The sequence below is a fragment of the Kaistia soli DSM 19436 genome, from assembly GCF_900129325.1.
Lineage (GTDB): Bacteria > Pseudomonadota > Alphaproteobacteria > Rhizobiales > Kaistiaceae > Kaistia > Kaistia soli.
Window position 1 is genome coordinate 32,371 of the sequence record NZ_FQUP01000011.1, and the last position, 26,081, is coordinate 58,451.

Annotated in this window: 26 protein-coding genes; 15 read left to right on the forward strand and 11 right to left on the reverse strand. The window is 63.3% G+C overall.

Annotation, left to right across the window (positions count from 1 at the left end; genetic code table 11):
• Positions 1–33: 33 nt before the first annotated feature.
• The 10 genes from BUB39_RS24190 to BUB39_RS24240 form a co-directional block, all read right to left on the reverse strand.
• Positions 34–1,332, reverse strand: coding sequence for a glycoside hydrolase family 130 protein (locus BUB39_RS24190; RefSeq protein WP_073058630.1), 1,299 nt, complete (start codon positions 1,330–1,332; stop codon positions 34–36).
• A gap of 33 nt (positions 1,333–1,365) precedes the next feature.
• Complete coding sequence (locus BUB39_RS24195; protein ID WP_073058631.1) at positions 1,366–3,651, reverse strand: glycosyltransferase family 4 protein; 2,286 nt, start codon at positions 3,649–3,651, stop codon at positions 1,366–1,368.
• A gap of 12 nt (positions 3,652–3,663) precedes the next feature.
• Complete coding sequence (locus tag BUB39_RS24200; protein WP_073058632.1) at positions 3,664–4,620, reverse strand: class I mannose-6-phosphate isomerase; 957 nt, start codon at positions 4,618–4,620, stop codon at positions 3,664–3,666.
• 93 nt (positions 4,621–4,713) lie between these two features.
• The gene (locus BUB39_RS24205) at positions 4,714–5,019 is read right to left on the reverse strand and encodes a hypothetical protein (protein WP_073058633.1); all 306 of its coding nucleotides are present in this window, start codon (positions 5,017–5,019) and stop codon (positions 4,714–4,716) included.
• Between the two features lie 99 nt (positions 5,020–5,118).
• Complete coding sequence (locus BUB39_RS24210; protein ID WP_244540364.1) at positions 5,119–5,358, reverse strand: hypothetical protein; 240 nt, start codon at positions 5,356–5,358, stop codon at positions 5,119–5,121.
• 588 nt (positions 5,359–5,946) lie between these two features.
• Positions 5,947–7,065 carry a linear amide C-N hydrolase gene (locus BUB39_RS24220; RefSeq protein WP_073058636.1) on the reverse strand — a complete coding sequence of 373 codons (1,119 nt, stop codon included), beginning with the start codon at positions 7,063–7,065 and terminating at the stop codon, positions 5,947–5,949.
• Positions 7,066–7,095: 30 nt separating this feature from the next.
• Positions 7,096–8,607, reverse strand: coding sequence for a TolC family protein (locus BUB39_RS24225; RefSeq protein ID WP_175561947.1), 1,512 nt, complete (start codon positions 8,605–8,607; stop codon positions 7,096–7,098).
• Positions 8,604–10,490, reverse strand: coding sequence for an FUSC family protein (locus tag BUB39_RS24230; RefSeq protein WP_073058637.1), 1,887 nt, complete (start codon positions 10,488–10,490; stop codon positions 8,604–8,606). Before BUB39_RS24230 ends, BUB39_RS24225 begins: the two co-directional genes overlap by 4 nt.
• The gene (gene mdtN / locus BUB39_RS24235) at positions 10,474–11,475 is read right to left on the reverse strand and encodes a multidrug transporter subunit MdtN (RefSeq protein WP_244540365.1); all 1,002 of its coding nucleotides are present in this window, start codon (positions 11,473–11,475) and stop codon (positions 10,474–10,476) included. Before mdtN ends, BUB39_RS24230 begins: the two co-directional genes overlap by 17 nt.
• Before the next feature lie 51 nt (positions 11,476–11,526).
• On the reverse strand, positions 11,527–11,820 hold the full coding sequence (locus BUB39_RS24240; protein WP_073058639.1) for a YtcA family lipoprotein: 294 nt from the start codon (positions 11,818–11,820) through the stop codon (positions 11,527–11,529).
• 554 nt (positions 11,821–12,374) lie between these two features.
• On the opposite strand from BUB39_RS24240, the gene BUB39_RS24245 reads away from it, so the two are divergent.
• From BUB39_RS24245 to BUB39_RS24290, 12 genes are all read left to right on the forward strand, one after another.
• Positions 12,375–13,514 (forward strand): LacI family DNA-binding transcriptional regulator, encoded by a 1,140-nt coding sequence (locus BUB39_RS24245; RefSeq protein WP_073058640.1) that lies wholly within the window; start codon positions 12,375–12,377, stop codon positions 13,512–13,514.
• Complete coding sequence (locus tag BUB39_RS24250; RefSeq protein ID WP_084527955.1) at positions 13,489–14,796, forward strand: ABC transporter substrate-binding protein; 1,308 nt, start codon at positions 13,489–13,491, stop codon at positions 14,794–14,796. Before BUB39_RS24245 ends, BUB39_RS24250 begins: the two co-directional genes overlap by 26 nt.
• Positions 14,797–14,816: 20 nt before the next feature.
• Positions 14,817–15,761, forward strand: coding sequence for a carbohydrate ABC transporter permease (locus tag BUB39_RS24255; protein ID WP_084527957.1), 945 nt, complete (start codon positions 14,817–14,819; stop codon positions 15,759–15,761).
• Positions 15,758–16,657 carry a carbohydrate ABC transporter permease gene (locus BUB39_RS24260; protein ID WP_073058643.1) on the forward strand — a complete coding sequence of 300 codons (900 nt, stop codon included), beginning with the start codon at positions 15,758–15,760 and terminating at the stop codon, positions 16,655–16,657. The genes BUB39_RS24255 and BUB39_RS24260 overlap by 4 nt, the downstream gene beginning before the upstream one ends.
• A 2-nt stretch (positions 16,658–16,659) precedes the next feature.
• Positions 16,660–17,766, forward strand: a complete 1,107-nt coding sequence (locus BUB39_RS24265; RefSeq protein WP_175561948.1) for a Gfo/Idh/MocA family protein — start codon at positions 16,660–16,662, stop codon at positions 17,764–17,766.
• 21 nt (positions 17,767–17,787) lie between these two features.
• Positions 17,788–18,597, forward strand: coding sequence for a sugar phosphate isomerase/epimerase family protein (locus tag BUB39_RS24270; RefSeq protein WP_073058645.1), 810 nt, complete (start codon positions 17,788–17,790; stop codon positions 18,595–18,597).
• A 46-nt stretch (positions 18,598–18,643) separates the two neighbouring features.
• The gene (locus tag BUB39_RS24275; protein ID WP_073058677.1) at positions 18,644–19,483 is read left to right on the forward strand and encodes a sugar phosphate isomerase/epimerase family protein; all 840 of its coding nucleotides are present in this window, start codon (positions 18,644–18,646) and stop codon (positions 19,481–19,483) included.
• Positions 19,484–19,817: 334 nt separating this feature from the next.
• The gene (locus tag BUB39_RS24280) at positions 19,818–20,105 is read left to right on the forward strand and encodes a hypothetical protein (RefSeq protein WP_073058646.1); all 288 of its coding nucleotides are present in this window, start codon (positions 19,818–19,820) and stop codon (positions 20,103–20,105) included.
• A 305-nt stretch (positions 20,106–20,410) separates the two neighbouring features.
• Positions 20,411–20,563: a hypothetical protein gene (locus tag BUB39_RS25595; protein WP_175561949.1), complete on the forward strand. Its 153-nt coding sequence runs from the start codon at positions 20,411–20,413 to the stop codon at positions 20,561–20,563.
• A gap of 119 nt (positions 20,564–20,682) precedes the next feature.
• The gene (locus BUB39_RS24285) at positions 20,683–20,862 is read left to right on the forward strand and encodes a hypothetical protein (protein WP_073058647.1); all 180 of its coding nucleotides are present in this window, start codon (positions 20,683–20,685) and stop codon (positions 20,860–20,862) included.
• A gap of 174 nt (positions 20,863–21,036) precedes the next feature.
• The gene (locus BUB39_RS25600; protein WP_175561945.1) at positions 21,037–21,321 is read left to right on the forward strand and encodes a hypothetical protein; all 285 of its coding nucleotides are present in this window, start codon (positions 21,037–21,039) and stop codon (positions 21,319–21,321) included.
• 25 nt (positions 21,322–21,346) lie between these two features.
• A complete protein-coding gene (locus BUB39_RS24290) occupies positions 21,347–22,276 on the forward strand; it encodes a YihY/virulence factor BrkB family protein (RefSeq protein WP_244540366.1) in 930 nt (309 codons plus the stop codon).
• 213 nt (positions 22,277–22,489) lie between these two features.
• Here BUB39_RS24290 and BUB39_RS24295 read toward each other — a convergent pair whose 3' ends face one another.
• Entirely contained in the window at positions 22,490–22,894 is a 405-nt protein-coding gene (locus tag BUB39_RS24295) for a MarR family winged helix-turn-helix transcriptional regulator (RefSeq protein WP_244540367.1), read from the reverse strand.
• A gap of 110 nt (positions 22,895–23,004) precedes the next feature.
• On the opposite strand from BUB39_RS24295, the gene BUB39_RS24300 reads away from it, so the two are divergent.
• From BUB39_RS24300 to BUB39_RS24310, 3 genes are all read left to right on the forward strand, one after another.
• Positions 23,005–23,379 (forward strand): VOC family protein, encoded by a 375-nt coding sequence (locus tag BUB39_RS24300; protein WP_073058650.1) that lies wholly within the window; start codon positions 23,005–23,007, stop codon positions 23,377–23,379.
• Between the two features lie 3 nt (positions 23,380–23,382).
• Positions 23,383–23,835, forward strand: a complete 453-nt coding sequence (locus tag BUB39_RS24305) for an EVE domain-containing protein (RefSeq protein ID WP_139251611.1) — start codon at positions 23,383–23,385, stop codon at positions 23,833–23,835.
• A 541-nt stretch (positions 23,836–24,376) separates the two neighbouring features.
• A complete protein-coding gene (locus BUB39_RS24310) occupies positions 24,377–26,056 on the forward strand; it encodes a mechanosensitive ion channel family protein (protein ID WP_073058652.1) in 1,680 nt (559 codons plus the stop codon).
• The last annotated feature ends 25 nt before the right edge of the window (positions 26,057–26,081 follow it).

The following is a 26,081-nucleotide window of genomic DNA, read 5'->3' on the forward strand; positions in this document are numbered from 1 at the left end:
CGTTGTCGTTTGGTGTTGGTGACACCCGCTTCATCACGCCAGGCTACCGAGGAGCGCGTCGATCCGGATCGTGGCGAAGTTGGAGAACGTGTCGGAGACGGCATAGGGCAGCACGATCAGGCTGCCGTGGCGCATGGCGCCGCAGGTATAGACGACATTCGGCACATAGCCCTCGCGCTCGGAGGGTTCCGGCCTGACCAGGGGCTCGCGCGATCGCGCGAGGACCTTCGACGGATCGTGCTTGTCGAGCAGCACCGCGCCAATTGAGTATTTGCGGACCGGGCCGACGCCATGCGTCAGCAGAAGCCAGCCCTCTTCGAGCTCGATCGGCGCGCCGCAATTGCCGATCTGAACGAATTCCCATGGGAACATAGGCTTCAGGATCGCCTGACCGCCGTTCCAGAAATGGAGGTCGTCGGAATAGATCAGATAGAGGTTCTCGTTGTCCTGCCGGGCGATCATCGCATATTTGCCGTCGAGCCTGCGAGGGAACAGCCCCATGCCCTTGTTGCGGGCCGCCGCGCCGGAGAGCGGGGTCAGGAGGAACGTGCGGAAGTCGCGCGTCTCGATCAATTCGGATCGAATGCCGCTGCCGCTATAGGCGGTATAGGTCGCGTAATAGACGGTAGTGCCATCGCCTTCATCGAAGGCGAGGAAGCGCGCGTCCTCGATCCCGTTCGACTGGGCCATGGTCACGGGGAAGATGACCCGCTCGCTCAGGTCGTCCTCGGGCCGGAAGGCCAATTCGACGTCATCGCCATGAACACCACTGATCTGGCGCACGATCCGGGGCAGCGATGCCAGGCGGCCCGTCGGATCAATGGTGATGGTTCCGTCGGCCGCGACAATGCCCGAGCGGAAGGTCAGCGAGGAGACATGCCCCTCGCCGACGGCACGAAGGCTGATGATGAAGCGGCATTCTCCCGCGGCAACGCCGGTCTGGTCGGGATGGGCGACGATGCTCGGATTGAATAGCGCCGCGGCCTCAAACGAGTATTCATGCATGAAATAGGCGCCGATCAGCCGCCTCTGCACGATGGAAAAGCTCTCATGCGTCGCGAAGGCGTCTTCCATTTCGTCAGCGCGGGCCTCGAATTTCGACAGGAGATTCCGGTGTCGCCCGTCGAAATTGTCGAGCACCTCGGCGAGCTGGACTGCCGCCGCCTCCGCGGACAGGGCCATCACCCGATCGACGATATGATTGGCGCGCGTCTTCTCCGTGGGATTCAAGTCGCGCGGTTCCGTTGCGGGCCGGAAGGGCCGTACGATGACCCTGGCCGGGTCCGGGCGAAGATACGGAGCCTGCCGATTCAGAAACGTGAACTGTGACAATGCGGTCTCGAATTCGATGGCTGGGGTGAAGCGTCAGGCGCGCAGCGTTAGGGACGGTGAGGCTTTCATGCGCTCTCCGCTGATGCGGCCGAGCTGGCGGATTTCCGCCAGGCCGAGCAGATAGGAGACGACAGACTCGCCGCCGCGGTTCTCGTTCGGTCGATCCGGATGGAGCCCATCACGACAGCTGCCTGTATCGCGATCGACCAGATCAACGCCGAGATCATTGGCGCCGAAGAACCAGTTGAACGCACGCCGCGCGCCACCCCGCCATTCGGGATTGCCGTCGGCACGCCAGGCGGCGAGGCAGGCCGAGATCGTGGCCGCAGCCTCGAGCGGCTGCTGGTCGAAAGGCCGCGGACGCTTGTCGATATCGCCGAAGCTCTCCGAGCCGACCGGACGGAATAAGCCGCTCGGCGATGTCTGTTGAGCCATCAGCCAGCGCAGCGTCCTGAGACCAGCGGCGACATAGGCCGGCGTCCCCGTGGCGCGACCAGTCAGGATCAAAGCCTGCGGCAGGCGGGCGTTGTCATAGGAGAGGCCGGCCTCAAACCATGCGCGCGCTTCTGCTGCCTCATCGGGCACCATCGCCAGGAGACGATCGGCAAGACAAACCCTCAGTCGCTCGGCAGCCGGATCATCGACCCCGGTCGCCCCGTAGGCGTCGAGACCCAGAAGCGTGAAGGCCCAGGCCCGCGGCGAGCCGAATGCCTCCACGACAGGCAAGGCCTCGGCGAACAGCGCGGCCGCCCAGCGTCGACGCGAAGCGCTGGCATCGCTTCGGGCTGCCTCGCCGAGAGCCCAAAGTGTCCGCCCGTGACTGTCTTCCGAACCGCGATCTTCGAGCCAGCGACGATCGAAGCCCATGAAATTGCGAAAGCGTCGGGTATCCGGGTTCCAGGCGTGCTGGACGAAGGCGGCAAAGCGCGATGTCAGGACCTCGGAGAGCCGCTGCTCACCCGGCGCGTTGAGTGCGCAGGCGACCAGCAGCGCTCGAGCATTGTCGTCGACGCAATAACCATGCGAGCGATCCGGCACAGAGTGGACGGCATGCTGGAACAGCCCGGTATCGTCGCACATCGCGAGCAAATGTCCGATCTGCATCTCGGGCGTGGCCGGCTCGACACGGGGCGCGACGCCTTGATCGGGACGCGTCAGCATCTTCAGCGTCCGGACGCGCCGCGCGCCCTCGAAGGTAGCGAGATAGCGCTCCGCCGTGCGGTCCCAGACCATGGAGCGGCTACTCGCATAGGCACGCTCGCGCATCGCCCGGCGGCGTTCGGGATCGGTCAAGAGGCCCGCGATCGCGTCGCCGATTGCCGCGGAATCGCCGAAGGGGACGAGCAGGCCGCGTCCCTCGCCGAGCAACTCGCGCGCGTGCCAATAGGGCGTTGAAACGACGGCGCGGCCGAGACCGAAGCTGTAGGCCAGCGTGCCGGACGTCATCTGCGCTTCGTTCAGATAGGGCGTGACATAGACGTCGCACATCGAGATGAAGCCAAGCAGGGTCGGCTGGTCGACGAACTGATCGAGGAAGACGACGTGGTCCTCGATCCCGAGATTGCGGACCCGCTGCATCAGGCTGTCGCGATAGGCCTCGCCGCGCTCGCGGACAAGATTCGGATGGGTTGCCCCTAGCACGATATAGACGGCATCAGGCCGGCGCTCGAGGATCGCGGGCATGGCATCGATCATGATTTCGATGCCCTTGTTGGGCGAGAGCAGGCCGAAAGTCAGAATCACCGAGCGGCCGCCGAAGCCGAGCCGCGCCTTGGCGCTGTCGGGATCGACATAAGGAAAATCCGGAATGCCGTGCGGGATCACCTCGATCTTGTCGGCGGGGATACGGTAGACACTGCGCAAGAGATCGCGGCCATTCTCGGCCATGACGACCACCTTTGACGAGGCGTCGACGATGCTGGCCATGACGCTGCGCTGGATGCCGCTCGGCTCCGCGAGGACGGTATGGAGGGTCGTCACGACTGGCATGGCCAGACGGGACAGAAGCGCCAGGATGTGGCTGCCACCCTCCCCGCCGAAGATGCCGAACTCGTGCTGCAGCGAGACGAGATCGACGCCCTTGGCGTTCAGAAAGCCAGCGGCGCGCTCATATTCCTCAACCTCGCGATCATTGATCTCCAGACCGACCGTCGCCGGGTAGTCATAGGAATGGCCGTGATCGGTCATCGCCACTATGACGGTCTCCATGCTGGGCGCCGATTGCGCGATCGCCTGCTGGAGGTCGGTGGTGAAGGTGGCAATGCCGCAGCGGCGCGGCAACGAGTTGCCGATAAACGCCAGTCGCTTGATTTGGGTCATGCTGGGCCTTCCTCAGATGGGAACGGCGCGATTGCCGAAGGTGAGATGATGTCGATGACGCGGCCAGCCGGGACCGCGGCGTCGCCACCGGTGAACCGGTCGTGTCCGGGCGGCCGATATGCTCAGCAAGTCAACCCTCGGGACCGCGCTGCCATAGGCAACAAGCGCACGAACGCCGACATGGCCGGATTCGATCGGCGCCTCGCCGCCTTCAAGGAAGAAAGCCCGACCGGCGAATGCATGAAGCGATCCGACGCGGCCGTGACCATCGAGAACCAGAATCCAGGTCTCGAGGCCAGCTTCAATGTTCCAGTACGTCTCCGGCGGCAGCTGGATCAGCTCGAACACGAAATAAGGACTGACAACCAGGACTGTCCGGATCTCGTCGAGTGGATAGGCCGCAGGCGCCTCGGCCGCAGGTCCCCCGTCCGCCACGGCCAGAGCATCATCGATCTGGAGCGTACGGCCACGGCCATAGTCGAACATGCGGAAAGTCGCGTCGCTGCGCTGCTGAATCTCGGCGACTACAAGCCCGGCACCGATGGCATGGATCGTGCCGGCCGGTACCGAGATTGCGTCGCCAGAATGGACATCGCGCCAAGCGATCATTTCGGCGAGCGAACCATCCACGATCGCGAGCCGAAGCTCTGCCGCCGTAAGCGATTGCTTGAGCCCAAGGGCGACCTCTCCGCCCGGCTCCGAGGCGAGCACATACCAGGCTTCTGTCTTCCCGTTTGGAAGCCCGATACGCCGCGCATAGTCATCGTCAGGATGGACTTGAACCGAGAGGCGCTCGGTGGTGAACAGCACCTTTAGAAGAAGAGCCGGCTCCGGCGAGGCCGGGTCGCGTCGCCGAAACCATATCTCGCCGACGCGCCCGACTTCGTCGCCGGTCTCGGCCCATGGGCGCAGATCATGCGTGCCCCAGGGCTTCGGCACGAGATCAGTCGAGGCATGTTCAATGATCACGGCCGCCCGTCCTCATCTTTGATGGTCGGTCGAAGGCGGCCGGCGATCGTGGGTTCCTGTCCGCAGGTCGTTGAAAATCGGACCGTCGGACAGTCAACTGCGCCAGAGGCCGGGCGTTGCCGGCAAGCCGCCGGTCACGTCGATATAAGTCGTGTCGTCGTTGTGCGGCGGCGTCTTGACGAAGCCGAGATCGAGCACGCGACCATCATCGGTCAGCAGTTGCACATCCTTTCGCCCGGCCAACTGGTTCCAGGTTCCGGCGGGAAAACGGACCTCACCAGTGCCAATAACGCTCTTGGGCTTGCGAAAGAATCCTTCGATGTCATAGGAGGCACGGACGATCTCCTCGCCGTTGCAGGTGAGCATGCCGCTGCCTGAAATCCGACCGAGATATTGCATGATGCGCTCCTTGGCTTGGCGACAAACGCCATCTCACGCCCGCGAACAATCGCAGGCGCGCATCTGACCTGGCCTTTCGCAGGACACGGTAACTCCGTGTTAGCGGTGCTGGTCGGCCGCCACAGCGGCTTCGAATTCTTCGGCATCTACGCTGACGACCTGCCGGGAGAGCACCGAAAGTTCTAGCGCCGGCAAATGCAGCATGGTGGCTTTCCGCCGGAAAGCCGTGAAGTTGAGGCCGGAAACGTCCTCCTCGTCGACGACGAGGCGATACGTTCCGGATGGCTGGGCACCTTCGATATCCGACAGATGGAACGGACGCGCGAAAAATACGGTCATTTCCCGGCTGCGCATTGTCATCGCCGGATCAACGCTGCTTCGGCATGGCGGGAGGCATCAGGGCGCCCCGCGTCACCATGCCGGAAATCGTTTGAGCCATCGCGGCCCTCGGCTTCGCAGCCTCGCCATTGGCGGTCTTCTGTACACCGGCGATCACGACCTCCTGAAGCTGAGCCGAAAGATGGATGCGAGGCGGGCAGGACGGATCGTCGGCCCGACGCTACCGTCTGAGACCGGACCAATGATGCCGAATAGTATTTATTGCTGGGTCGAATAATCTATGTGGGGCTTCCGCCCAGATTCTACAATGAACTCCTTTCAGCGAGAGAGATATTCCCGGCGATCGTTCCATTTTTTATTTGTCCAGGTCGCTGCGTTGGAAATCGCTCTACCGGTCACGACCGCAGGCTCCAGCGCCACCCGTCAACGCGGCCTCGTTGCGCAGCCGTTCTCCGCCGCATGCGCGCAAACAGTTGGCGAGCATTTCAGGCCCGATGAATCGCTGAGCCGTCGGGGCGCCGAATTCAGCGATTCAGCTCTGTCGCGAAAGGAGCTTGTCCTGAGCAAGCTGGCCCTTTCGACACTGAGCTAGCGAGCTGATGGGCGGACGGTCAGTGATCCCGTCAAATCTGGCGGAAGGCTCCGCACATGATCGAGGGATACGGAGAGAGGTGTCGTCTGCTCGGAAAGCTGGGTCAGATCGAACGCCGAGAAATTGAGGGCTCGGTAGTCCCGCACGAAGAACAGCTTGCGGTCGAGGTCCGAAAGACTGGTCCAGCAGGTGTATTCGGTCGCGTATGGCGTCTCGTCGGACTGCGCGAGGCCCTGCACCTCGAGATGTCCGCCGGCGCCGTCAGGATAGTCAATCGAAGCGCCACGCGGCCGGTCGAACGTGTTCAGGATGTGGGCAAGAGACTGAACAGCGAGATCGGGTGTCGCGGCCTTCTCGGTGAACTCCGCATAGTAAGCCGCGCGAACGAAGCGGCCGACCGAGGTGTTCGACGACGGGAGGCCCGCCGTCGCGATGCCGGAATCCGGCTGCACGACCTTTCGTGCGCCGAAGGTTCCGGTCGAGCGATCGACATTGCTGAGGAAGGTGTAGTTGTCGAGATTCGTCAGGTGCCAATCGAATTTGGGACCGTTTGTCATGACGCCGACGGGGTTGTCGTAGACCGTCATCTCGCCACGGTCGAACTCGATGACGATGGAGGCGCCGCCTGCGTCGTGCACGACATAGTGGAACGGCGACTCGACACCGCCGAGGAGGCCGAGCGGCTGCAACATCACCGGCTGTGCCGAGAGCGCCTCCTTCACTTCCGCCGCGGTCGCAAATTGGCCGAGCGCCCAAAGGCCGAGATCAGAGGCCGAGAGCACGGCCTGCGTCATGTCTACAGACTTCTGGGTGCCGCCGGCGTGAGGGTATGAGAGAAGACTGAAGGTCAGCCCCTTGTCGTTCAGCCCTTCGAGTATCTTGAGGTCAGCGAGGCCGAGGGGCGCCTCCGCCGTCGGCATGCGGTAGGGCATGGTCACGGCGATGAGGGCATGCTTTGCGGTCATTGCGAGCGCCGGATGTCCGGGAACATCCGAAGTGGTCTCAAAGCCGGCCGGGAAATAGGTCACCTGGTAGGGAAGGTCCGTGGTCAGCTCCAATGTGCGACCGTAATAGGCCTTGCCGGTGGCGTCCTTGTAGCCGAGCGAGGTGCACATTGCCGTCCCTTCCCTGTTGTTGCCGATAGACTAGCGCGCAGTCGCGACATCGGTCGACGTCATCGCGCCGAGCACGAAAGCAAGATTGGCAGCTGCGACCAGCGTGGCGGTATAGGCGTCGATTTCCGAGAGTCGCGCCGTCATCAGGCCGCTGTCGGCTGCCGTCGCGGCGGTGATGTCACCGACACCGGCCCGATAGGCCTCGAAGGCCGCATCATAGGTGACGCCCGCCGCGCGGGTCAGGGCCGCCGCCGCCCGATAGGATGCAAGCGCCGAGCGCAAGGCATCGGCGCTGACGACGATCTCGCGAGCCGCGGTATCGCGTGTCTTCTGGAACGTCGCGGCGCTTGCCGCGGCGAGTGACTTCGCGCTTTCGAGCTGCGCCTTTCTGAGGCCGCCATCGAAGATCGGCATGGTGGCGCCGATGACCACGCCCGTCGATGAAGCCTGTTGGCCAATGGTCGGAAGGCCGCTCGCGCTGAGGTCGTTGTTACCGCCGGCTGCGATCGCCCCCATATAGACCTTGGGCAGAAACTCCGCCTGCGCTGCCGCTATGCCGGCCTCGCTCGCCTTCATCGCCGAGTAGCTGGCGAGCACGTCGGGGCGCTGTGCGAGCGCCGTCCTGATCACGTCCTCGGTCGGACGGCCGATGTCGCCGGGAAGCTGGCGGCCTGTCGGCTGGCGCACCTTGATCACCGTCATCGGCGAGATGCCGACGGCGGCGAGCAGAGCCTGGTAAGCGTCCTTCTCCGCGCCCTCGGCCTGGACATGCCCGAAGCGGGCCTGCGCGACGGCCTGCCGCGCCTGCGCCAGTTCCACCGTCGTGCCGATACCCTTGTCGACCCGGGCCTGCGCCGCCGCTTCGATCTTGCCGCTGTTGTCGAGATTGCGCGCCGTTATCGTGACACGGCTGCGTGCTGCGCCATACAGCAGATAGGTTCGCGTGACGTCGTAGATGATCTTCTGGTGCGCGCCGTTGAACAGCACATTGGCAGCGTCGGCATTGAGCTTGGCCGCCTTGTGCAGGGCGCCGCGTTGGCCGAAATCGAACAACAGCCATTGCAGGGCGATCTGCGGCGACACGCCCTCAACCGTTGTCGTTACTGAATCCTGCTCACCGACCGGCACCTGCAGGGGCTGCGACACCTGCTGGCGGCCCGCAATGACCATAGCCGCCACAAACGGGCGATAGGTCGCCTCGACCATGCCGGCGGCCAGCGCCGCCTGCCGCGCCTGCTGCCAGGCGAGGCGCGTCAGCGGATTCTCGTTCTGCGCGATGTCGATGAGCTCTGGGAGATCATAGATCTTGTCCGCAGAGATGCCGGGGGTCGGCTGAAGCACCGCAACCTCCGGCCGCGGTGCGACCCCGTAGCCGGCCGCGGCCACGTCCGAACCGCCGCTCGCCGGCGGCTTCCAGGGCTTTGCCGGATCGGACGGCGCCTCTGCGAGCATGTGCGCGGTGCAGCCCGAAAGCGCCACTGCGAAGGTCATGACGACGGAGAGGGCCGAACGAAGCCGCCGCCGGGACGCGCAATCCGTCATGCGACACCCGCCGAGAGGGCTTCGATCCGGTCGAGCCGTGCCGCGAAGGCGCCATCGGCCTGTGTCGGGCGCGGCGTCGCAGACACGAGGCCGGGCGCCTTGGCCAACCTGCCGGCGAGCGCCGATAGACGGGCGGCGGCATTGTCCGCCGGCTCCGACCCGAACATGATCTCCGGCAGCAGCCCCCTCGCTTCTTCGACCAGTTGGACGGCGTTGGCGATCCGGTCCGGGGATGGCCGCCGCGTGGCCGGTTCGAAGGGCAGCAGCGCCAGTTGCTCCCGCGCCTCTGCAGCTTCGGTGGAGACGATCTCGGCCTCGGCGAGCAACGCGCTGCGCGACGCCGGGTCACGGGCAGCCAGCCGGGCGAGCGCTGAGAAGACCCGCGCCAGCCGCTCGCGCGCCTCGTCGGCGGCGCTCTTCGACCAGAGACCCGTGAAATAGAGATAGACGACCAGATTGCCCAGAAGGATGCCGATGACGCGGTCGCGCCCCGACTCCATGCTGAGGTCTGGTCCAAAGCCGTTCAGGACCGTCAGCAGAAAGGCGAGGCCGATCTGGACGCCGGCATAGGAGATCCGCTCGCTACCCGTTGAAACCCAGGCCGCAGGCAGGATGGCGAAGAACACCAGCACCATCAGGCCGCCGACCGATTCGAGATGCGGAATGACGAAGAGGATCGTCAGGAAGCCCATTGCAGCGCCAACCAGACAGCCGGCGATGCGCAGCGCGAGCTTGTGGATCGTCTCCCCAGTCGTGCCCAATGCAGCGACGAAACAGGTCACCATCGCGGTGCTGATACCTGGCCAGTCGACAAGCGAATAGATGAGGTAGCAGGTCATCGCCGCCGCCGCCGTCTTCAGTGCGTAGCGCTGATAGTCGGGATTGGTTAAGGCGTCGCGGGCGAAGAACGGAGCAGCCGCGGGCCGGGCATCGGTGCCGCCATCGCCACGCGCCAACCCGTTGAGCAACACCTCGATCATGCGCGCAATCGGCGCCTCGCCGGCGATGGGTTCGACGGTGGCGGGACGGTCGCCGGAGCGGACCGTCGCTGCGGCGGCACGGCATCGCACCGCCAGACGCGTCCGAGTCGCCGCCGCCGTGTCACCAGGAAGTGCAGCGACCGCGGCCAGCAGGCGATAGCTGTTCATCGCCGCTCCGGCGAGCCAGGCCACCGTCTGACGCGGTGCGGTGTGGAAGAGCGTCGCGAGTTGCACCCGCTTGCTGACCTCGGCATTGCCTTCGGCCAGTTCCTCGTCGAGGCCCTCGCCTCGCCCTTCCAGCGCCGCCGCCGCGGCCAGAAGGCGACGCTCGACCATCGCCCGCAGCAGGCGGTGGGGCGAGGTTCCGAGCACGAGATTGAAGACGATCATCATGGCCATCGGAACGCAGGCCATCTGCCAAGCATAGAGCAGCCCTCGCGTCACGATCTCGCCGGCGGGAATGCGGTCAACCAGCGACAGGATGTAGACGATGACGAGGCCGACGATCGAACCCTGCTCGCCAAGCTGTGAGGCTGCGCCCAGGAAGACGAACAGAAACGCCATCGAAGCCATGATGACGAGCCGCACCAACGCCGATTCCGCCGAGAATTGGATGAGGGGCGCCATCGCAACGACGACAATGCTGGCGAGCACGATGATGCCAATTGCCTGCGCCACGCATTCCGCGCCATTCGGGCGGGCCAGGAAGATGATGAGATAACAACCGATCGCCGATTCCGGGATCCGGTAGAGCATCGCGACGCCGGCCACGAGCGCCACCAGCAGCGCCACCCGCCAGGTCATCGCGGAACGGCCCGGCTGTGGCAGGAGGTCGTCGAGCACCTGGCGTCCGATCGCGCCCCAGCCTACCGCATGCAAGGTGGGCTCAGCAGCCAGCGTCATGATGCACTGTCACCGTTGCAGAAGCGCCGATGCGCATCAGGCTGTCGGGCGGATCGAGAACGCGGATGCGCACGGGGAAGCGTTGCGCAATGCGCACCCAGTCGAGGCTCTTTGGGACAATCGGCAATGCGATGGGCAGGTTGACCACCTGGTCCGAGGCAACGCCCCAGCTCGTGCCCTCGACGCGCCCCCGGATAGGTACCGTGCGATCGGCCAGAGCGTAGATGGTGGCGCAGTCTCCCACGCTGATCGAGGGAAGTTCCGTTTCGACAAAAGAGGCGGAAGCGAACCAAGCGGCCGTATCAATCAAAGTGAAGACAGACTGACCCGTCAGAAGATAGTCGCCCGGCGAGACCGTGAGCCCGACCACCTTGCCAGCGAACGGCGCCCGGATTTCGGTATCGGCGAGCGCGCGTTCGGCAATAGCGAGGGCCGCCTCGCGGGCGGCAACCAGCGCGGCGGCCGCGGCGGGATTGCCGACGAGTTTCTCTGCTGCGTCCTGCTGCAGGCGGGCCTGCCTGAGACTGACTTCGGCGTCGCGGCGCGCCGTCGCGGCATCGTCCACCTGTTGCGCACTGACATAACCCTTCGGCCGCAGCTGCTGCAGCCGCGCCAGCGTCTGCGTGGCTAGAGAGAGATTCTGTTCAGCGCGTGTTACCTGCTCACTGGCGATGACCGCATTGGAGCGCTCCGCCGCCTCGGTGCGCTGCTGGTCCGCGAGGCCAGCCTCAGCGATCGCAAGATCAGCGCGGGCCTGCGCCACCGCGAGGCTGTAGGGCTCTGCCTCAAGCGCGAGCAGAAGGTCGCCCTTTCGAACCGACCCATTCTCCGTCACGCCAATCCTAGCGATGCGCCCCGGAACAGCCGAGGCAATTCGCGCAACATTAGCCGTCAGAACCGCGTCTTGGGACAGCGGATTGCGATCGGCGCGCTCCAGATAATCGCGACCGAGAACCACGGCCGCCGCGACAACCGCCAATGACACGGCAATTCCGACGATTCGTTTCGCGAGCGCCGCCCCCTTCCCTTGCACGCGCTATCTCCCGAAGCCGACCAACGAAACCGAAAAGCCGATGGCGGCAGCGAGAGCGACATAAACCGGCAGGCGGATCGGCAGCATGTCGTCGATCCCGAGCGGGATCAAAACGAGGCGAACGAGTACGGCACCGAGTATGCCGACGAGTGCGCAAGCGAGCCAAGCTGGGAAATACGCGCCAAACAACGCGATCGACGGCGCGCCAACATGGAGCACGCAGCCAGACAACAACGTCGATGTGAGGATCAACCCAATCGGGCGAAAATAGGAACCGAAGACGCCGGGGCCGCCCATCAGATGAACCTTGAGAGTTCGCGCATCGGCCCTTCGAAGCGCTCGGTACGACAATGTAACGCGGTGTTTGACGCGCCTACTCAACCAATACTCGATATGGGAAATGGCGTTATGCGGCAACCTCTCCGACACGTGCCCTCCCCACTCGGACCTCTTTTCCAGTGCTCCTCGGCGGCAAGATAGACCCGGTCATCCAGCAATAGCCGTCACCAATCACGGCAATCGCCCCGCGATGGCTGGGATGGTACCGGCGGACCACAGCCGCCGTCACAAAGACCTTGCCTCCTGATCGAGCCGCGATCGAAAGAGGGGCAGCCGACGGGCCGGTCGACCCCAAATAGAATCGGTCACTGTGCAGACTGCTCAACGCCCGCAACCGACATCCCGGACGGTAGCAAGCACAACCAAATCGCGTGCGTCCGCATGCTCAACTAGCCACCGCTCCATCATCAGGGGCTGACGGCGCGGATACGCCCCTGCCTAAATACGCCGAAGCCAGTTGACTAACATGAACGTTCATGTGAACCATCATATGAACGTTCATGTAGGTCGCGATGCCCGACAAGCCGATCAGTGCCACCATGGCCGATATCGCCCGCGCCTGCGGTGTGTCGATCCAAACAGTGTCGGCGGTTGTCAATGAGCGCGCGGGGATTTCCGAGGAAACGCGGCGGCGAGTCCGCGCGGCGATGCGCGATCTCGACTATCAGCCGAACCAACATGCCCGCACGCTGCGAGGCTTCAGAAACCCGATGATCGGCGTGATCATCCCCTCGATCACCAACCCTTATTTTCCCGAGTTGGTGCGCGGCATCGAGGATGCGGCTCGGCTTTCGGGCCATGGCCTGTTCCTCTGCAACGACGACTATAATGAGCAGAAGGCGCTCGAATATCTCGCCTTCATTCGCTCAAATCATGCTTCGGGCCTCATTGCGGCGCCTGGCATCATGGACACGAGCGAAGCGATCGAGAGCCAGATGCTGGCCTTTTCACGTCGCAATGTCCCAATCGTCTTGTTCGGGCCGCAGCGTTCGGGCCTGCCGATGACCTCGATCGTCGTCGATGCCCGGGCGGCCGTGCTTGCCGCGGCTCAGCATCTCGTCGATCTCGGCCACAGTCGCATCGGCATGATCACGCCGCCGGAAGCGCGCGCCGTCGCGAAAGAACGCGTCGAGGATTTCAGGACCGCCTTCATCACACTCGGCCAGCCCCTCGATCCGGAGCTGATCCTTCCCGGCGGCTTCGACATGGAAGCTGGGGCTGCCGGTGCGGAAAAGCTCATGGCGCTTCCCCGGCCACCAACCGCCATTATCGCCGCCAACGATCTCGCTGCCATGGGCGCCATTGCCTGGCTGCAATCGCATGGCCGCCGCGTCCCGGACGACGTCTCAGTGCTAGGCTATGACGACATCCCGTTCGCGCGGGTGTTCCAGCCCGCCATCACGACAGTCGTTCAGCCGATTTACGAGATGGGCGCAGCCGCCATGGCTGCGATCCTGACGCCGCCCCCGGCCGACGAAACCGGCGGCCGCAGCGTCTGGCTAACCGCAAGCCTTGCGGTTCGCCAATCCACAGGACCTTGCCGGCAGCAGCCGGCCCAAGCTGGGCAAAGCCCGGACAAGAAGCGGAAAACCGCGAAAAACCTGGAAACACCAAGGGAGGAACGCCATGACCATGAGGATTACGCGCCGTAGCTATCTCCTCGGCAGCGCCGCGCTTGCCGGCGCTACGCTGACGCCAGCCTTCGCCCGTCGCGCCGCGGCCGCCGACCCGCTCGCCTACAAGGGCGAATTGACGGTCGTCAGCCTGCAACGCAATCCACCCGACCAGGCCTATAAGGCGATTGTCTCGGCCTTCGAGGCCGCCAATCCCGGCATCACGATCAAGACAACCGAATATCCCTCCGAGCGCTTCGTTGCGCTGCTGACGGCATCGCTGGCCGCTGGCGAGCCTGTCGACATGCTGATGCTGAACGGGCAGGATCTCCGCCGCTATGCGGTCGACGGCACGCTTGGGGAGCTCGACGGTCTCGTCGGAGACACGAACCGCTTCGCGCCGGCAGCGCTCGAGACCGGCCGCGTCGACGGCAAGCAATGGGGCGTGCCCTATGGCTGGTATGGCGGCTTCCCGATCTTCGTCAACAAGGCCGTCCTCGACAAGAATGGACTGGCCGCGCCAAAGAGCTACGACGATTTCCTGGCGATCCGCGACAAGCTCAAGGCCGAGGGCATCAAGACCTTCACCCATCCCGGCAAGAATATCTATCTGTGGCCGGTGTGGTTCTTCACCACCTTCGCCCAGACCAGCAAGAACCGCTCGATTGAGCGGACAGTCGAGATCCTGACGGGCAAGGGCAAGTTCACCGATCCGGACGTCGTGCAGGCGCTCGATCTCGTCTTCCGCTTCGGCAAGGACGAATTGATCACCCGCTCGGTGTTCTCGCTTGATACACCCAATGCCGTAGCCGAATTCTCGTCTGGTCGCGCTGCCTTCTTCATGCAGCATGACGGGCTCATCCAGCAGATCCTCACGGCCAAGCCTGCAGCGGTCGATCTCGACGTCATGCTGATGCCTAACCTCGTCGGTGGCGATGTGAAGTCGCAATTCCCCGGCGGCCCAGCTGCGGTTCTTGCTGTTCCGGCCAAGGTGGAAGGTGACCGCAAGGCGGCGACGCTGGCTCTCCTCGCCGCGCTGACCAGCAATGAGGCCAATGCCGAGGTGGTGAAGCTCAACAACGGCACCGTGCCGGTCAACACGGCGGTCAAAGGCAGCGACGTTCCGCAGATCGCCAAGCTGATCAAGCTCTCCGACGGCCTCGTCACCTATCTCGACTGGAACTGGCCACCGGAAATCACCCGCGTCTTCCAGGAAGGCATGCAGGCGGGCGTCGCCGGACAGACGACCGGAGCCGCTGTCGCCGAGAAGGCGCAAGCGACGCTCGATCGCCTGGTCTCTGAAGGCTACGCCTTCAAATAGGCGGCGAAGGACACATCACCATGGCCCGGGCTGCGATGGAACAGCAGAGGGCGGCGTATACTCCGCCGTTGCTCTCCTCCCTCTTTCAAAAGATCGAGCCGCTCCTCTGGATCGGCCCGGGCCTCCTGGTGTTCTTCGTCTTCGTGCATCTGCCGATTATCCTGCAGCTTGCCATGAGCTTCGCGAGCGGGGTGCCCGGCAGCGGCGAAGGGCTCCGCTTCATCAGTCTCGGCAATTTCAGGACGCTGTTGGCCGATGTCGACTACTGGGCGTCGATCCTCAACAACATCCAGTTCGCGATCGCGACCGTCGTCGGCAAGTTGGTGCTGAGCCTCATGCTGGCGCTGGCGCTCAACAGCGCCTTCATCGGGCAGAACATCTTTCGCACCATCTTCTTCCTGCCCGTCATTCTGTCCTTTGTCGCCATCGGCGTGATCTGGGGCTTCATGTTCCAGTTCGAGTTCGGCGCCATCAACCAGATGCTGGCGCGGCTCGGCCTGAACTTCCTGATCGAGGATTGGCTCGGCGATCCGCGCTTCGCGCTCTGGTCGATCGTGGTGGTCGATATCTGGAAATGGACTGGCTTCCACATGGTGATCTACCTCGCCGGTCTGCAGGCCCTGCCGAAGGACCTGACGGAGGCCGCCTCGGTCGATGGGGCCACTGCGTGGCAGCGGCTCGTCCACATCACGCTGCCGCTGCTCTCGCGCTATACCGCAACCAATGTGATCATCGCGACGCTCGGCGCCTTCAGCGTGTTCGACCTCATCTATGTGATGACGCAGGGCGGGCCGTTCGGCTCGACCCAGGTTGCGATGATGCAGGTCTATCTCCAGGCCTTTCAGTTCCATCGCCTCGGCTATGCGTCGACGCAGGCGACCGTGCTGCTCGCGATCATCGCGATCGTGTCGATCGTCGTGATGCGTCTGTCGCGCCGTCCCGAGGACGAGGAGGAGAGCCGATGACGCTGACCAACAGCGCGGTCTCGAGCCCCGCCGCATCCCGTCCGCAGCGGCTCTATCGCAAGCGCGGCGTTCTGCCGTGGCATCTCAACCTCGTGCGCCTCGTCATCCTGGTGATGGCGGCTGCAGGCGTCATTTTCCCGATCGTGATCTTCCTCGGCAATTCGCTCAAGACCGACGGCGACTTCCTCGGCAATCCGATCGGCTGGCCGACGGAGTTCGCGTTCGGGAACTATATCGAGGCCTGGCAGAAGGCGAATATGAGCGTGCTCATCGTCAACAGCCTTGTGGTTTCGCTGGCGACGGTGGCGGCGACGATCATCCTGACTTCGATGATGGCCTACGGCCTGGTCACATTCCGCTTCCGCGGCCGCAACGTGATCTTGCTGAGCATTCTGGTGATGCTGACCATCCCGGTCCAGATTTACATCATCCCGCTCTATGTGATCGCGATCAATCTCTCGATCGTCAATACAAGGCTCGGCGTCATCCTGCCCTACACGGCGGCGGCGATGCCGCTCGCGCTGGTGCTGTTTCGAAACTACTTCCTTGAATTGCCGGCCGCGCTTTCCGAGGCCGCGCGCCTCGACGGCTGCAGCCGCTTCGGCATCTATTGGCGCATCGTCATGCCGCTGTCGCGTCCGGCGATCGGGGCCGTCGCCATCTTCACCTTCGTCAGCGCCTGGAACGAGTTCTTTCTCGCGCTGGTCTTCCTGCAGAACGCGTCGATCCAGACGCTGCCGCTCGGCATGCAGGTCTTCGCGATCAGCGAATACCAGACCAACTACCCCCTTCTCTTCTCGGCGATCACCATCGGCATGGCGCCGATGATCGTCATCTACCTCCTGATGCAGCGGCAGTTCATTTCGGGACTGGCCGGCGGAGCCATGAAAGGATGATCATGTCGACCACGTCCGCCGAAACGGCCGCGCGGCAAAGGCCGGTCCGTCTCGGCTATGTCGGCTGCGGCTTCATCGCCCAGCACATTCACTTGCCAAACTTCGCAAGCCTGCCGGAATGCGACTTCCTGGCCCTCGCCGAAGTCCGCCCGCAGCTTGGCCGGGCGGTCGCCGAGCACTATCGGATTCCGCGCCTTTACAGCTCGCATCTCGAACTCGCTGCCGATCCCGACATCGAGGCGGTGGCCGTCTCGGCCGATTATGCGCTGCAAGGCGCGATCGCTGCGGATCTGCTGCGCGCCGGCAAGGACGTGTTCATGGAAAAGCCGATGGCGGTTTCCGTGAAGCAGGCCGAGACGATCCTCGCCGCCGAACACGAGGGCGGTGGCCGCCTGATGGTCGGCTATATGAAGCGGTTCGACCCGACCAACATCCTGATGCGTCAGACCGTGCGCGACTGGCGCGCCAGCGGCGACAAGGGTCGGCTGCTCTATCTGCGCGCCCATGGGTTCTGCGGCAACTGGACCGCCGGCAGGGACCGTACGACGATCATCTCCAGCGACGAGCCGATGCCGCCTGTGCCACGTGATGGATTGCTGCCCGAATGGCTGCCGCCTGAATATGCCAGCAAATATATCGGGTATCTCCAGCAATATACCCACAACATCAATCTCGCGATGTTCATGCTCGATGTCACCGATCCTGCGGCGATGGTGGTCAAGGCCGTCGAGCTGGACAGGGACGGCCTCACTGGTGTGGTGATCCTCGAACTCGGCGGCGTGCGCGTCACGGTCGAGAGCGCCCAGACGAAGTTCCACGCCTGGGAGGAGCATACGCAGGTCTATTTTGAGGGCGGCTGGGTGCACGCCTGGTCGCCGATGCTCTTTGCCAATCCAGGCAATCCGCGCATCGAGATCTATGAGGGTGGCGACACGCCGTCCTACCGGACGCCGATCGCGCAGCCGATCGCTGCCTGGCACTTCCGCGAAGAAGCGCGCCACTTCCTCGAAGCCGTCCGCGACCGAACGCCCTTCGGCTCGCCGGGCGAAATCGCGCTGAACGATGCGACGATTCTCGAAGACATCTATCGCCATTACATCGCCGCCTGAGTGCTGGACCGGAACATTCCCATGAAGACCTGCTTCAATACGATCACCGCTGGTCTCGACCGACGGCTCGAAGACATCCTCGCCGCCTGCAGCGCCGTCGGTTTCGACGGCGTCGAACTCGATCTCCGGCACATCGAACCGGCGCTGCCGCGCATCGGCGGGCTCGCCGGCCTCAAGGCCATGCTCGACCGCCTGGAGCTCGCGCCAGCCTCCGTGATGGCCTTCAATCTCGCGCCATTCGAGGCCGGGACGGATGCCTTCGATCGCTATCGGCGCGGCGGCGAGGTCGCTAAGGCACTCGGTGCACCGATGCTGCTGACCTATTGCGCCGAGGCGATCCCCGAGGGCATGAGCAAGGACTCGGCGCTCGATGCAGCCGCCGCGCGGACGGCGAAGCTTGCCGACGCCGTCGCGCCTGTAGCCGTGACATTGGAGCCGATCGGACGGACGGCGCTGATGGGCGGGCCATCAGAGGCGCTGGAGATCATGCGCCGGGCCGGTAGACCGAATGTCGGCGTCATGATGGACACGTTCCATTATTACCGCGGCGGCATTTCAGACGCAGACATCCTCGCAATCCCCAGGGATCGTCTCCTGATCGTGCATGTCAATGACAGCGAGGACCGGCCGGTCGAGGAGTTGCGAGATGGCCACCGTCTGCATGTCGGTCTCGGCATCCTGCCGCTCGCACATGACATGAAGCTCTGGCAGCAGATCGGCTATGACGGCTATCTTTCGGTCGAAATCTTCCGGGAGGAGTACTGGGCCGAACCGGTGGAGAAAGTCGTTCGCGACACCAAGGATGCGCTCGACCGATGGCTCGGGCGCTGAGGACAATCCGGCCCGCCGGAGCGCACAAAGGGTGGAAGATAATCACATGAAGATCGGATTCTATACATCAACGCTCGGGGACCGCCCGATCGACGAAGTCATCGATTTCGCGGCTGACGAGGGTTTCGACGCGATCGAAATCGACATCCGCAGCCATATCCCCTCGCCGGCCGAGCTGGGCCCGATTGTCGAGAAAGCGCGCGCCAAGGGGCTTACTGTCTCCTCGGTGACATTGTTCGGCAACCAGCTCGAACCCAATGCCGAGTCGCGTGCCGAACTCCGGGCGACCACCAAGGCATTCCTCCGCGCGGCGGCGGACGCGAAGGTTCCCGTCTTCGTATTCTTCGCCGGCCGCAATCCCGACATCTCCGAAGACGAGAACTATGGGGACTTCGCCGACTGGACCAAGGAACTGCTCCGCTCGACGGAGGATTCGCCGATCCGGCTGGTGCTCGAGAACTGGCCGGGCCCGGACAAGAAGTTCATCGCCGTCAACCCGGTCGGCTGGCGCAAGCTGTTCTCACTGGTCCCGGACCCGCGCCTCGGCCTCGAATTCGACCCCTCGCATCTGATCTGGCAGGACATCGACCCGATGGCAGCCCGGAAAGAGTTCGCCAACCGTATCGCCATCCTGCATGGCAAGGACACGGTTCTCAATCGCGAGATCATCGAGGCCGCCGGCAATCCCTGGTTCCGCTATGTGCTGCCCGGTCGCGGCCTGCTCGACTGGAAGGCGTTCCTGGCTGAGGCACGCGCCGATGGCTTCGACGACATCATCTCGATCGAGCATGAGGACAACGACTTCGGCTGGCCGAAGAAGGACCTCGATGCCCGGCGCGAAGGCCATCGCGTCGCTCTAGGGAACCTTCGCGCGGCGCTCGCCTGAGCGCGCCGCCTGGTCCGCGTTCCAGAGTCGCGGCAGCGGGTTGAGCCACATACATCGGTGCCCTCCGGCAGTTGCGGCGGCCGGAGGGTGCGACGAGAACCGGATGCGCGGCGGTTCCCTCATCGCAGACTGCATCGTTCGTGCTGCGTCGGTCAGCCCGCCGTCGCGAACAAACGTCGTCGAAAGATTGCCGGTGATCGTATTTGACGGGATCGCACATCGCGGTGATTAGCGATTGCGGGCTCCTGACACCCTATGATGATGAAGGGGCCTTTGGCGGGCGCATCCGCGTTGCCGTCCCACGCATGGGATAGGCGAACAGGCCGCCACGACATTGGCGCTGGTAATTCATGAGCTGGCGACCAACTCGCTGAAATATGGAGCGCTCTCTGTCGATTCCGGGCTGCTCGACGTCTCGGGCACAAGCACGGACAGCGAGGTTTGCATTGCCTGGACGGAGCGCGGTGGCCCTTCCGTGCAGCCCCCAGAGGATGAAGGCTATGGAAGCAGGCTCATCAATCGCAGCGTGACCGGCCAACTCGGCGGCATGATCGTGACCGACTGGTCGAGCGAAGGCGTCATCGTCACACTGACGCTGAACGCGAAGAAACTCGCAGCTTGATGAGACTGATCGCGACGTCGTTCGCCTATGCATCCGCGTAGAAGCGCGACACCGCTGTCGCCCGCCGCGCCGTTACGCCATCAAATATCGTCAGAGCTGCGCTGCCTGCGGCATCGCCAAGATGACCAGCCGCATATCGTCTAGATCTCGATCATATTTTGCTTTGCAGCAAGCGTTGTGCATGGCAATATCTGGATGCGAGGTGGTCTAGCTGCCCCCCAGAGAGACCGAGAGGGCGAGCCCACTCGATCCTTTGCCCGCAAGGGCCCTCGCAGCTCTCCTCCCATTCAGTTGAGGAGCAGCGCATGGGAACAGCGTTCAAGGACAGTGCTCTCAGTTTGACTGAGGCAGCACCGGTCGCGGCGACGATGTCCTCGGAAGAGGTTTCAGTTTTGTTTGCCGAAGCGGCTCGCGCGATCGATGAATTGTCGAACGAAATTATGGAACTCTGGCCTTAACGAGATTGCCTCGACAAAGGTCCGTCTGATCCTCTTCCTACGATGGCACTAACAGGTAGCGCGCCCCGGGCGATCGCCGTCGAAGAGCTCGACAAATCTGCTCTGGAGAAATGGCTGCAATGGCAGACATACCGAAGGTTGGCGACCTCGTCCGCATGATCACCGGAGGACCGCTGATGATCGTCAAAACTGTCATCACCACGCCGAGCGGCACCGTCATGGTCGGCTGCGTACCGGTCCAGGAGCCAAGCATTCCCACGATCGACGTGCCGCTGGAACGTCTCACGCCGGTTCACTGACCGAGCGCCGCCCTGCTCTGCGCCGCGGCCGACGATCCGAGCAAGCCGCACGCTGTAGCGGTTCTCTGGCGCCGCCAGCGCGTCCAATGCCGGCCCGCCGCTTTGCGAATTTCGGTGGCGACACGTGTTACAGCGCGCGCCTTTTCGTTGGCGAAGAACGACTCTGGTTGCCGCATGCGGCTCGATCTTCATCGGATCGATCTCCCCGTTGCCGCGTTTGCGAACGAAGCCGTGCGCATCCGACTGCACGAACGGCTGGAGGTCGACAGATCCGTCAAGATCGTCCGTTTGCTTCCGTCCGGATTCCGACCCGTCGCGACTTCTCGATCCTGCATGATCAGGAGCGAACAACAAGGATGGCCGACGCTGCTGAAGCTGCAAGGGGTGAAGAATGAGAAATGGGGTGTTGTCGGCCTCCTCCGGCAGTCACGAGGAGAGCGCAATCGAAACATCGATTGAAAAGAGCGAGCCGGGTCGCGGCCGATTGGCGAAGGGCCCTGGCGAAATCCCCAAACGCGGCTGGCGGGACATCTTCTGGCGCGTATGGCAGCAGACCAACGAGGATCGCATCCTCTCGGTCTCCGGAAGTATGGCCTTCTTCACGCTGCTGGCACTGTTTCCGGGCCTGAGCGCATTGGTGGCGCTCTATGGCCTCTTCGCTGACAACTCCACGATTGGTCAGCACCTATCATCGCTCGCCTTTATTCTACCCGCCGGTGCCTACGATCTCGTCGCCGCGCAGGTCGACCTCGGGATCAAGGCTTCAAGCGGCGCGCTCGGGCTCAAATTCGCCTTGAGTGTTCTCCTCGCCCTCTGGAGCGCGAACTCCGGCATGAAGGCCACGTTCGACGGTTTGAATGTCGCTTATGATGAAAGCGAACGGCGCAGCTTCGTAGCACTGAACCTGCAATCGCTTGCCTTTACGATGCTCGCGATCTTCGCCGGCATTGTCGCCATCGCCATGGTGATCGCCGTTCCGATCATGCTCTCGTTCCTGCGGATGGACACCGGCTCGGAGTTCTGGCTCTCGCTTCTCCGCTGGCCTGTCCTGATCATTGCCGTCTGGTTTGCGCTTGTCGTACTCTATCGGTTCGGCCCATCCCGCGAGCAACCGAAATGGCGCTGGGTTACATGGGGGAGCGCACTCGCAGCCTTGCTCTGGGTGCTCGTCTCCAGCCTGTTCTCCTGGTACGTCGCCGGGTTCGGCAGCTATGACAGCTCCTATGGCCCGCTTGGCGCGATCATCGCGTTCATGACTTGGATCTGGCTGTCAGCCACGGTCATTTTGCTGGGCGCCGAGATCAATGCCGAGATGGAGCACCAGACCGCGCGGGATTCGACGACCGGTCCGCCCCAGCCTCTCGGCAAGCGGGGCGCAGAAATGGCCGATACGATCGGTGCCAAAGCGGATTGATCGCTCCCCAGCCTGTGCAAAAACCCAGCCTGGAGGTGGCACGACAGCCACGATCCGCTGAGCAGACGTCCTGAAATTCAGTTGAGGTGGGTCGTAGGCCTGCCGCCTCAAACCAGAAGAGGCCATTCTTCTCGAAGCTGCGCCGCAACCCACCGACTGTTCATGTCAGATCGCGGCTCTTCTCGGCCTCGTTCTACACTTGTTTCGACCCAACTACTCAAGCGCCTCGGCAACTCTTGTGAGCATCTCGACGGCATCCGGGGTCGAAGCCTCACGCGCCAGCCGTTCCGATTTCTGAGCGGCCAGATGTGCTTGCGCCAGTGACGAACGGCCTTTCTCCGTCAACTCAGTTCGTTGAATGCGTCCATGCTCCGTGTCAGGACGCCGCTCGATCAGCCCTGACTGTTCGAGCTTCACCAGCATGGCCTGCATGGTCTGCGGGGTCACAAACGCCCGCCGTGCCAGCCTTGCGTTCGAGGCGCCTGGTTCGGCTTCGAGGCTCACCAACACGTTGTATTGCGGCGCGTTCAGCCCGATCTCCTTCAACTGCCGGTCCATATGCAGGCGCATCGCCTGCTGCGCGCGCTTCAGCGCATAGCCGAGCGTTTCGTGCGGCAAGAAGGGTTGGTCAACGGGGATCGATGTCGTTTTGGGGCTTGTCATATCAGGAGGCTTACATTATATCAGTCGCCTGATATTAGCATCTCCCCTCTGAAAGGACAACCGGAATGCCGCGCCTCATCGGACCCGACTTCATCGGCATCCAGGTTGCTGACCTTGATGCGGCTCGCACGTTCTATACGGAGGTCGTCGGATTGACGGCGGCTCCGAATGGACCGCCCGGAGCCGTGGTTTTCGACACGAAGCCGATCCCCTTCGCGGTGCGCACGCCCGTCGTCGATCTCGACGCCGTCGACATACTCGGCCATGGTATCGCCATCTGGTTCGGCTGCGATGATGCCGACGCCTTGCACGACCACCTTGCCTCACGCGACGTCCCGATCGCCTTCCCGCCGAAAGATGGGCCGTTCGGGCGCTATTTCGCCTTCCAGGATCCGTTTGGCTACACAATCACCGCGCATACCGTGCAGGAGAAGACCTAAGCCGTGGCGTTCTGGATGGGTGTCGCATCGGCAGAACACGCACGCGGCGGACGCGACGGCGGCTTTGCACAGCTCGGGCACGGCAAGCATATAGCGGTAAAGTCTCTCAGGAAGGGCGATTGGATCGTCTACTACTCCCCCCGCGAAGGCATGGGGGAAGGCCAAACGGTGCAGGCGTTCACGACAATCGGGCAAGTGACGTCAGATGCGCCTTACCGGGCCGAGCAAGCGATGAACTTCAATCCGTATCGCGTCAATGTGGACTACCTGACGGACGCCAAGCCTGCTCCGATCAAACCGCTTCTGAATGACCTCCGACTGACTCGCGATCACGCCTCCAACTGGGGCATCGTGGTGCGCGGGCCGAAGCGCAAGCTTGATGAAGAAGACATGCGGCGAATCGCGGAAGCGATGGGCGTTCTGGCGGATTTCGAGAACCGGCATCCGAAACCCTGAACAATCGCACGGGCCGCCGCCCATCCCGAGGTCCCGTCAAGGATAGCGAGGCCCCGAGACGTCCCAAGTTTCGGCCGGACCGATGAAGTCAATATGGAATGAGTGTGTTGAAACGGGCGGGCCAGGGTGAGCTCATCGGGGGCGAGAGACCTTGAAGCCTAGTGGTTGATCCGCCGGTTCTCTCAGACTCCCGGACCATCGCCGCTTTCCGTCCTGCGCCAGTTCCGGCTTGGAATCGGCCGCATTCGGTCCCTGTCAAACCGGGTTCTTGCACAGCCTGTCCCGCGGTGCAGATTGCTAATGGAGATCGCAACCGCGTGCGGATTGAGATCGTGCTCCCTTGGAAAAGGCGCCGAAAATCCACTGGCACCACACCGATCAAATCGGGCTGGCATCTATAGTTGCCGCAGCTATGTTGATCGTAGTCATTGGGGCTTAAACGATGCGTCCAGACCGGTATCCATAAGCGGCTGGAACCATTTGGCGTGCCGACGCTTACGAGATTTCCTAAGGTCCTCTAGTCACCAGATCGGACATCAATTTGATCGGCTTGAACTGCCTGCGACTGTTCTGCCGCGTCATGATCGTGTGGGTTCTTGTTCTCGGCAGTGCGTCAGCCGCTTTGGCACAGGCCAGTCCGACGAGCGCGATCGACGAATCCTTCCCGCTTCGAGCCGCCGATACGTCCAGCCCTCGCGATACCTTGGACACGTTTCGCCGCGATTTCCGCAACAGCGCTGAAGCCTGGCGGGGTGGCGAGAGCCGCGACGTGATCGACCGGGCGCTGGCGCGCGCACGTGACACCATCGACTTCAGCGAGATCCCAGCCCTCGGCTACGATGCCGCGACTCTCATCGACATGGCTCTTCTGAGCGAGGTGCTCGACCGGGTCGAACTCCCACCCCTGGAGGAGGTTCCGGGCGACGGAGATCTCGCGACGGGGAAGGACAACGAACTCACGCGTTGGGTGATCCCCAATACCAAGCTCGAGATCGTGAAGATCACTGAAGGTCCGCGCGCCGGCGAATATCTCTTCTCGAAGGAAACGGTCGCGGAGCTTCGCACCTATTACGACCTGGTGAAGGATGTTCCCTACCGGCCCGGTGCGCTCGCGGGCATCTATGAGGACGTGCTGTCGAGCCCCGGCGACTGGGTGCCCGAGCGTTTCCGCGACACCCTGCCCGCATGGGCAAACTTCGTCGCCGCCGGCCATGCCGTCTGGCAATGGATCGCTATGGCCGTGTTGATGGCCATATGCCTGCCGCTCGTTCCGCTCATCATGTGGGCTGGCATCAACTGGGATCGAAAACGACGCTCGGCCAGCCCATGGCTTCGCTTCGGAACGCCGGTTGCCTTGATCCTCATCGTCGCCCTGGCCGAGGTGTTCGAAAACCTTGCCGAGAACGTCGTCGGGCTTCTCGAACTACCCATGGAGGTGATTGGTTTCCTCGTCCTCGCCATCCAGGCCGTGGGCCTCGCCTGGCTCGTGTTCGTGCTGTCGAACCGCCTCGCCGACGCGATTGGTGGGCTCAGGAACGGATCGGATGGACACCTTCATCTCGACGTGGCGATGACAAGGATGCTGTTCCGACTGATCAGCCTTGTCTTCATGATCCTTCTGGTCGCTGCCGCGGCGAGCAGGATCGGCATCCCGATCGCGCCCCTCGTGGCGGGGCTCGGCGCTGGCGGGCTGGCGATCGCGCTAGCGGTGCGGCCGACCCTCGAAAACATCATCGGCGGGCTGACGCTTTTTGCCGACCGGCCGGTGCGGGTCGGCGACTTCTGCCGCTACGGAGACGATGTCGGCACGGTCGAACAGATCGGGCTTCGTTCCACGCGCATCCGCACATTGGAGCAGAGCCTGGTAACCGTTCCCAACAGCGAATTCTCGCAGATGCATCTCGACAACTACACGGCGCGCCGCACGCGCCTTTTGCAGACGCTGCTGCATATCCGCCATGGGACGACGCCCGACCAGATGCGCCTCCTGCTCGCGCAGATCCGTGATCTCCTCGGCGCCAATCCGCTGGTGATGCCCGATTCCTGTTACGTCCGCTTTGTCGGCTATGGCGCCTCCTCAAAGGACGTCGAGGTTTTCGCCTATCTGCGTTGCGAGACCGAGCACACCTTCCTGGCCGCCCGTGAAGAGCTTCTTCTCAACATCGAGGAGATTGTGCAGCGCGTCGATGCCGGCTTTGCCGTCCGGGGCGGAGCGACATAACTCTGCTTGGCGATCTCGGGAATGT

Coding starts and splice junctions, on each gene's coding strand:
- BUB39_RS24195 (WP_073058631.1), bottom strand. CDS start 3,651: ATGACCCAAATCAAGCGACTGGCGTTTATCGGCAACTCGTTGCCGCGC.
- BUB39_RS24205 (WP_073058633.1), bottom strand. CDS start 5,019: ATGCAATATCTCGGTCGGATTTCAGGCAGCGGCATGCTCACCTGCAAC.
- BUB39_RS24210 (WP_244540364.1), bottom strand. CDS start 5,358: ATGACCGTATTTTTCGCGCGTCCGTTCCATCTGTCGGATATCGAAGGT.
- BUB39_RS24220 (WP_073058636.1), bottom strand. CDS start 7,065: ATGTGCACCTCGCTCGGCTACAAGGACGCCACCGGCAAGGCCTATTAC.
- BUB39_RS24225 (WP_175561947.1), bottom strand. CDS start 8,607: ATGACGGATTGCGCGTCCCGGCGGCGGCTTCGTTCGGCCCTCTCCGTC.
- BUB39_RS24230 (WP_073058637.1), bottom strand. CDS start 10,490: ATGACGCTGGCTGCTGAGCCCACCTTGCATGCGGTAGGCTGGGGCGCG.
- BUB39_RS24240 (WP_073058639.1), bottom strand. CDS start 11,820: ATGGGCGGCCCCGGCGTCTTCGGTTCCTATTTTCGCCCGATTGGGTTG.
- BUB39_RS24245 (WP_073058640.1), top strand. CDS start 12,375: ATGCCCGACAAGCCGATCAGTGCCACCATGGCCGATATCGCCCGCGCC.
- BUB39_RS24250 (WP_084527955.1), top strand. CDS start 13,489: ATGACCATGAGGATTACGCGCCGTAGCTATCTCCTCGGCAGCGCCGCG.
- BUB39_RS24255 (WP_084527957.1), top strand. CDS start 14,817: ATGGCCCGGGCTGCGATGGAACAGCAGAGGGCGGCGTATACTCCGCCG.
- BUB39_RS24260 (WP_073058643.1), top strand. CDS start 15,758: ATGACGCTGACCAACAGCGCGGTCTCGAGCCCCGCCGCATCCCGTCCG.
- BUB39_RS24265 (WP_175561948.1), top strand. CDS start 16,660: ATGTCGACCACGTCCGCCGAAACGGCCGCGCGGCAAAGGCCGGTCCGT.
- BUB39_RS24270 (WP_073058645.1), top strand. CDS start 17,788: ATGAAGACCTGCTTCAATACGATCACCGCTGGTCTCGACCGACGGCTC.
- BUB39_RS24275 (WP_073058677.1), top strand. CDS start 18,644: ATGAAGATCGGATTCTATACATCAACGCTCGGGGACCGCCCGATCGAC.
- BUB39_RS25595 (WP_175561949.1), top strand. CDS start 20,411: ATGGGAACAGCGTTCAAGGACAGTGCTCTCAGTTTGACTGAGGCAGCA.
- BUB39_RS24285 (WP_073058647.1), top strand. CDS start 20,683: ATGGCAGACATACCGAAGGTTGGCGACCTCGTCCGCATGATCACCGGA.
- BUB39_RS25600 (WP_175561945.1), top strand. CDS start 21,037: ATGCGGCTCGATCTTCATCGGATCGATCTCCCCGTTGCCGCGTTTGCG.
- BUB39_RS24300 (WP_073058650.1), top strand. CDS start 23,005: ATGCCGCGCCTCATCGGACCCGACTTCATCGGCATCCAGGTTGCTGAC.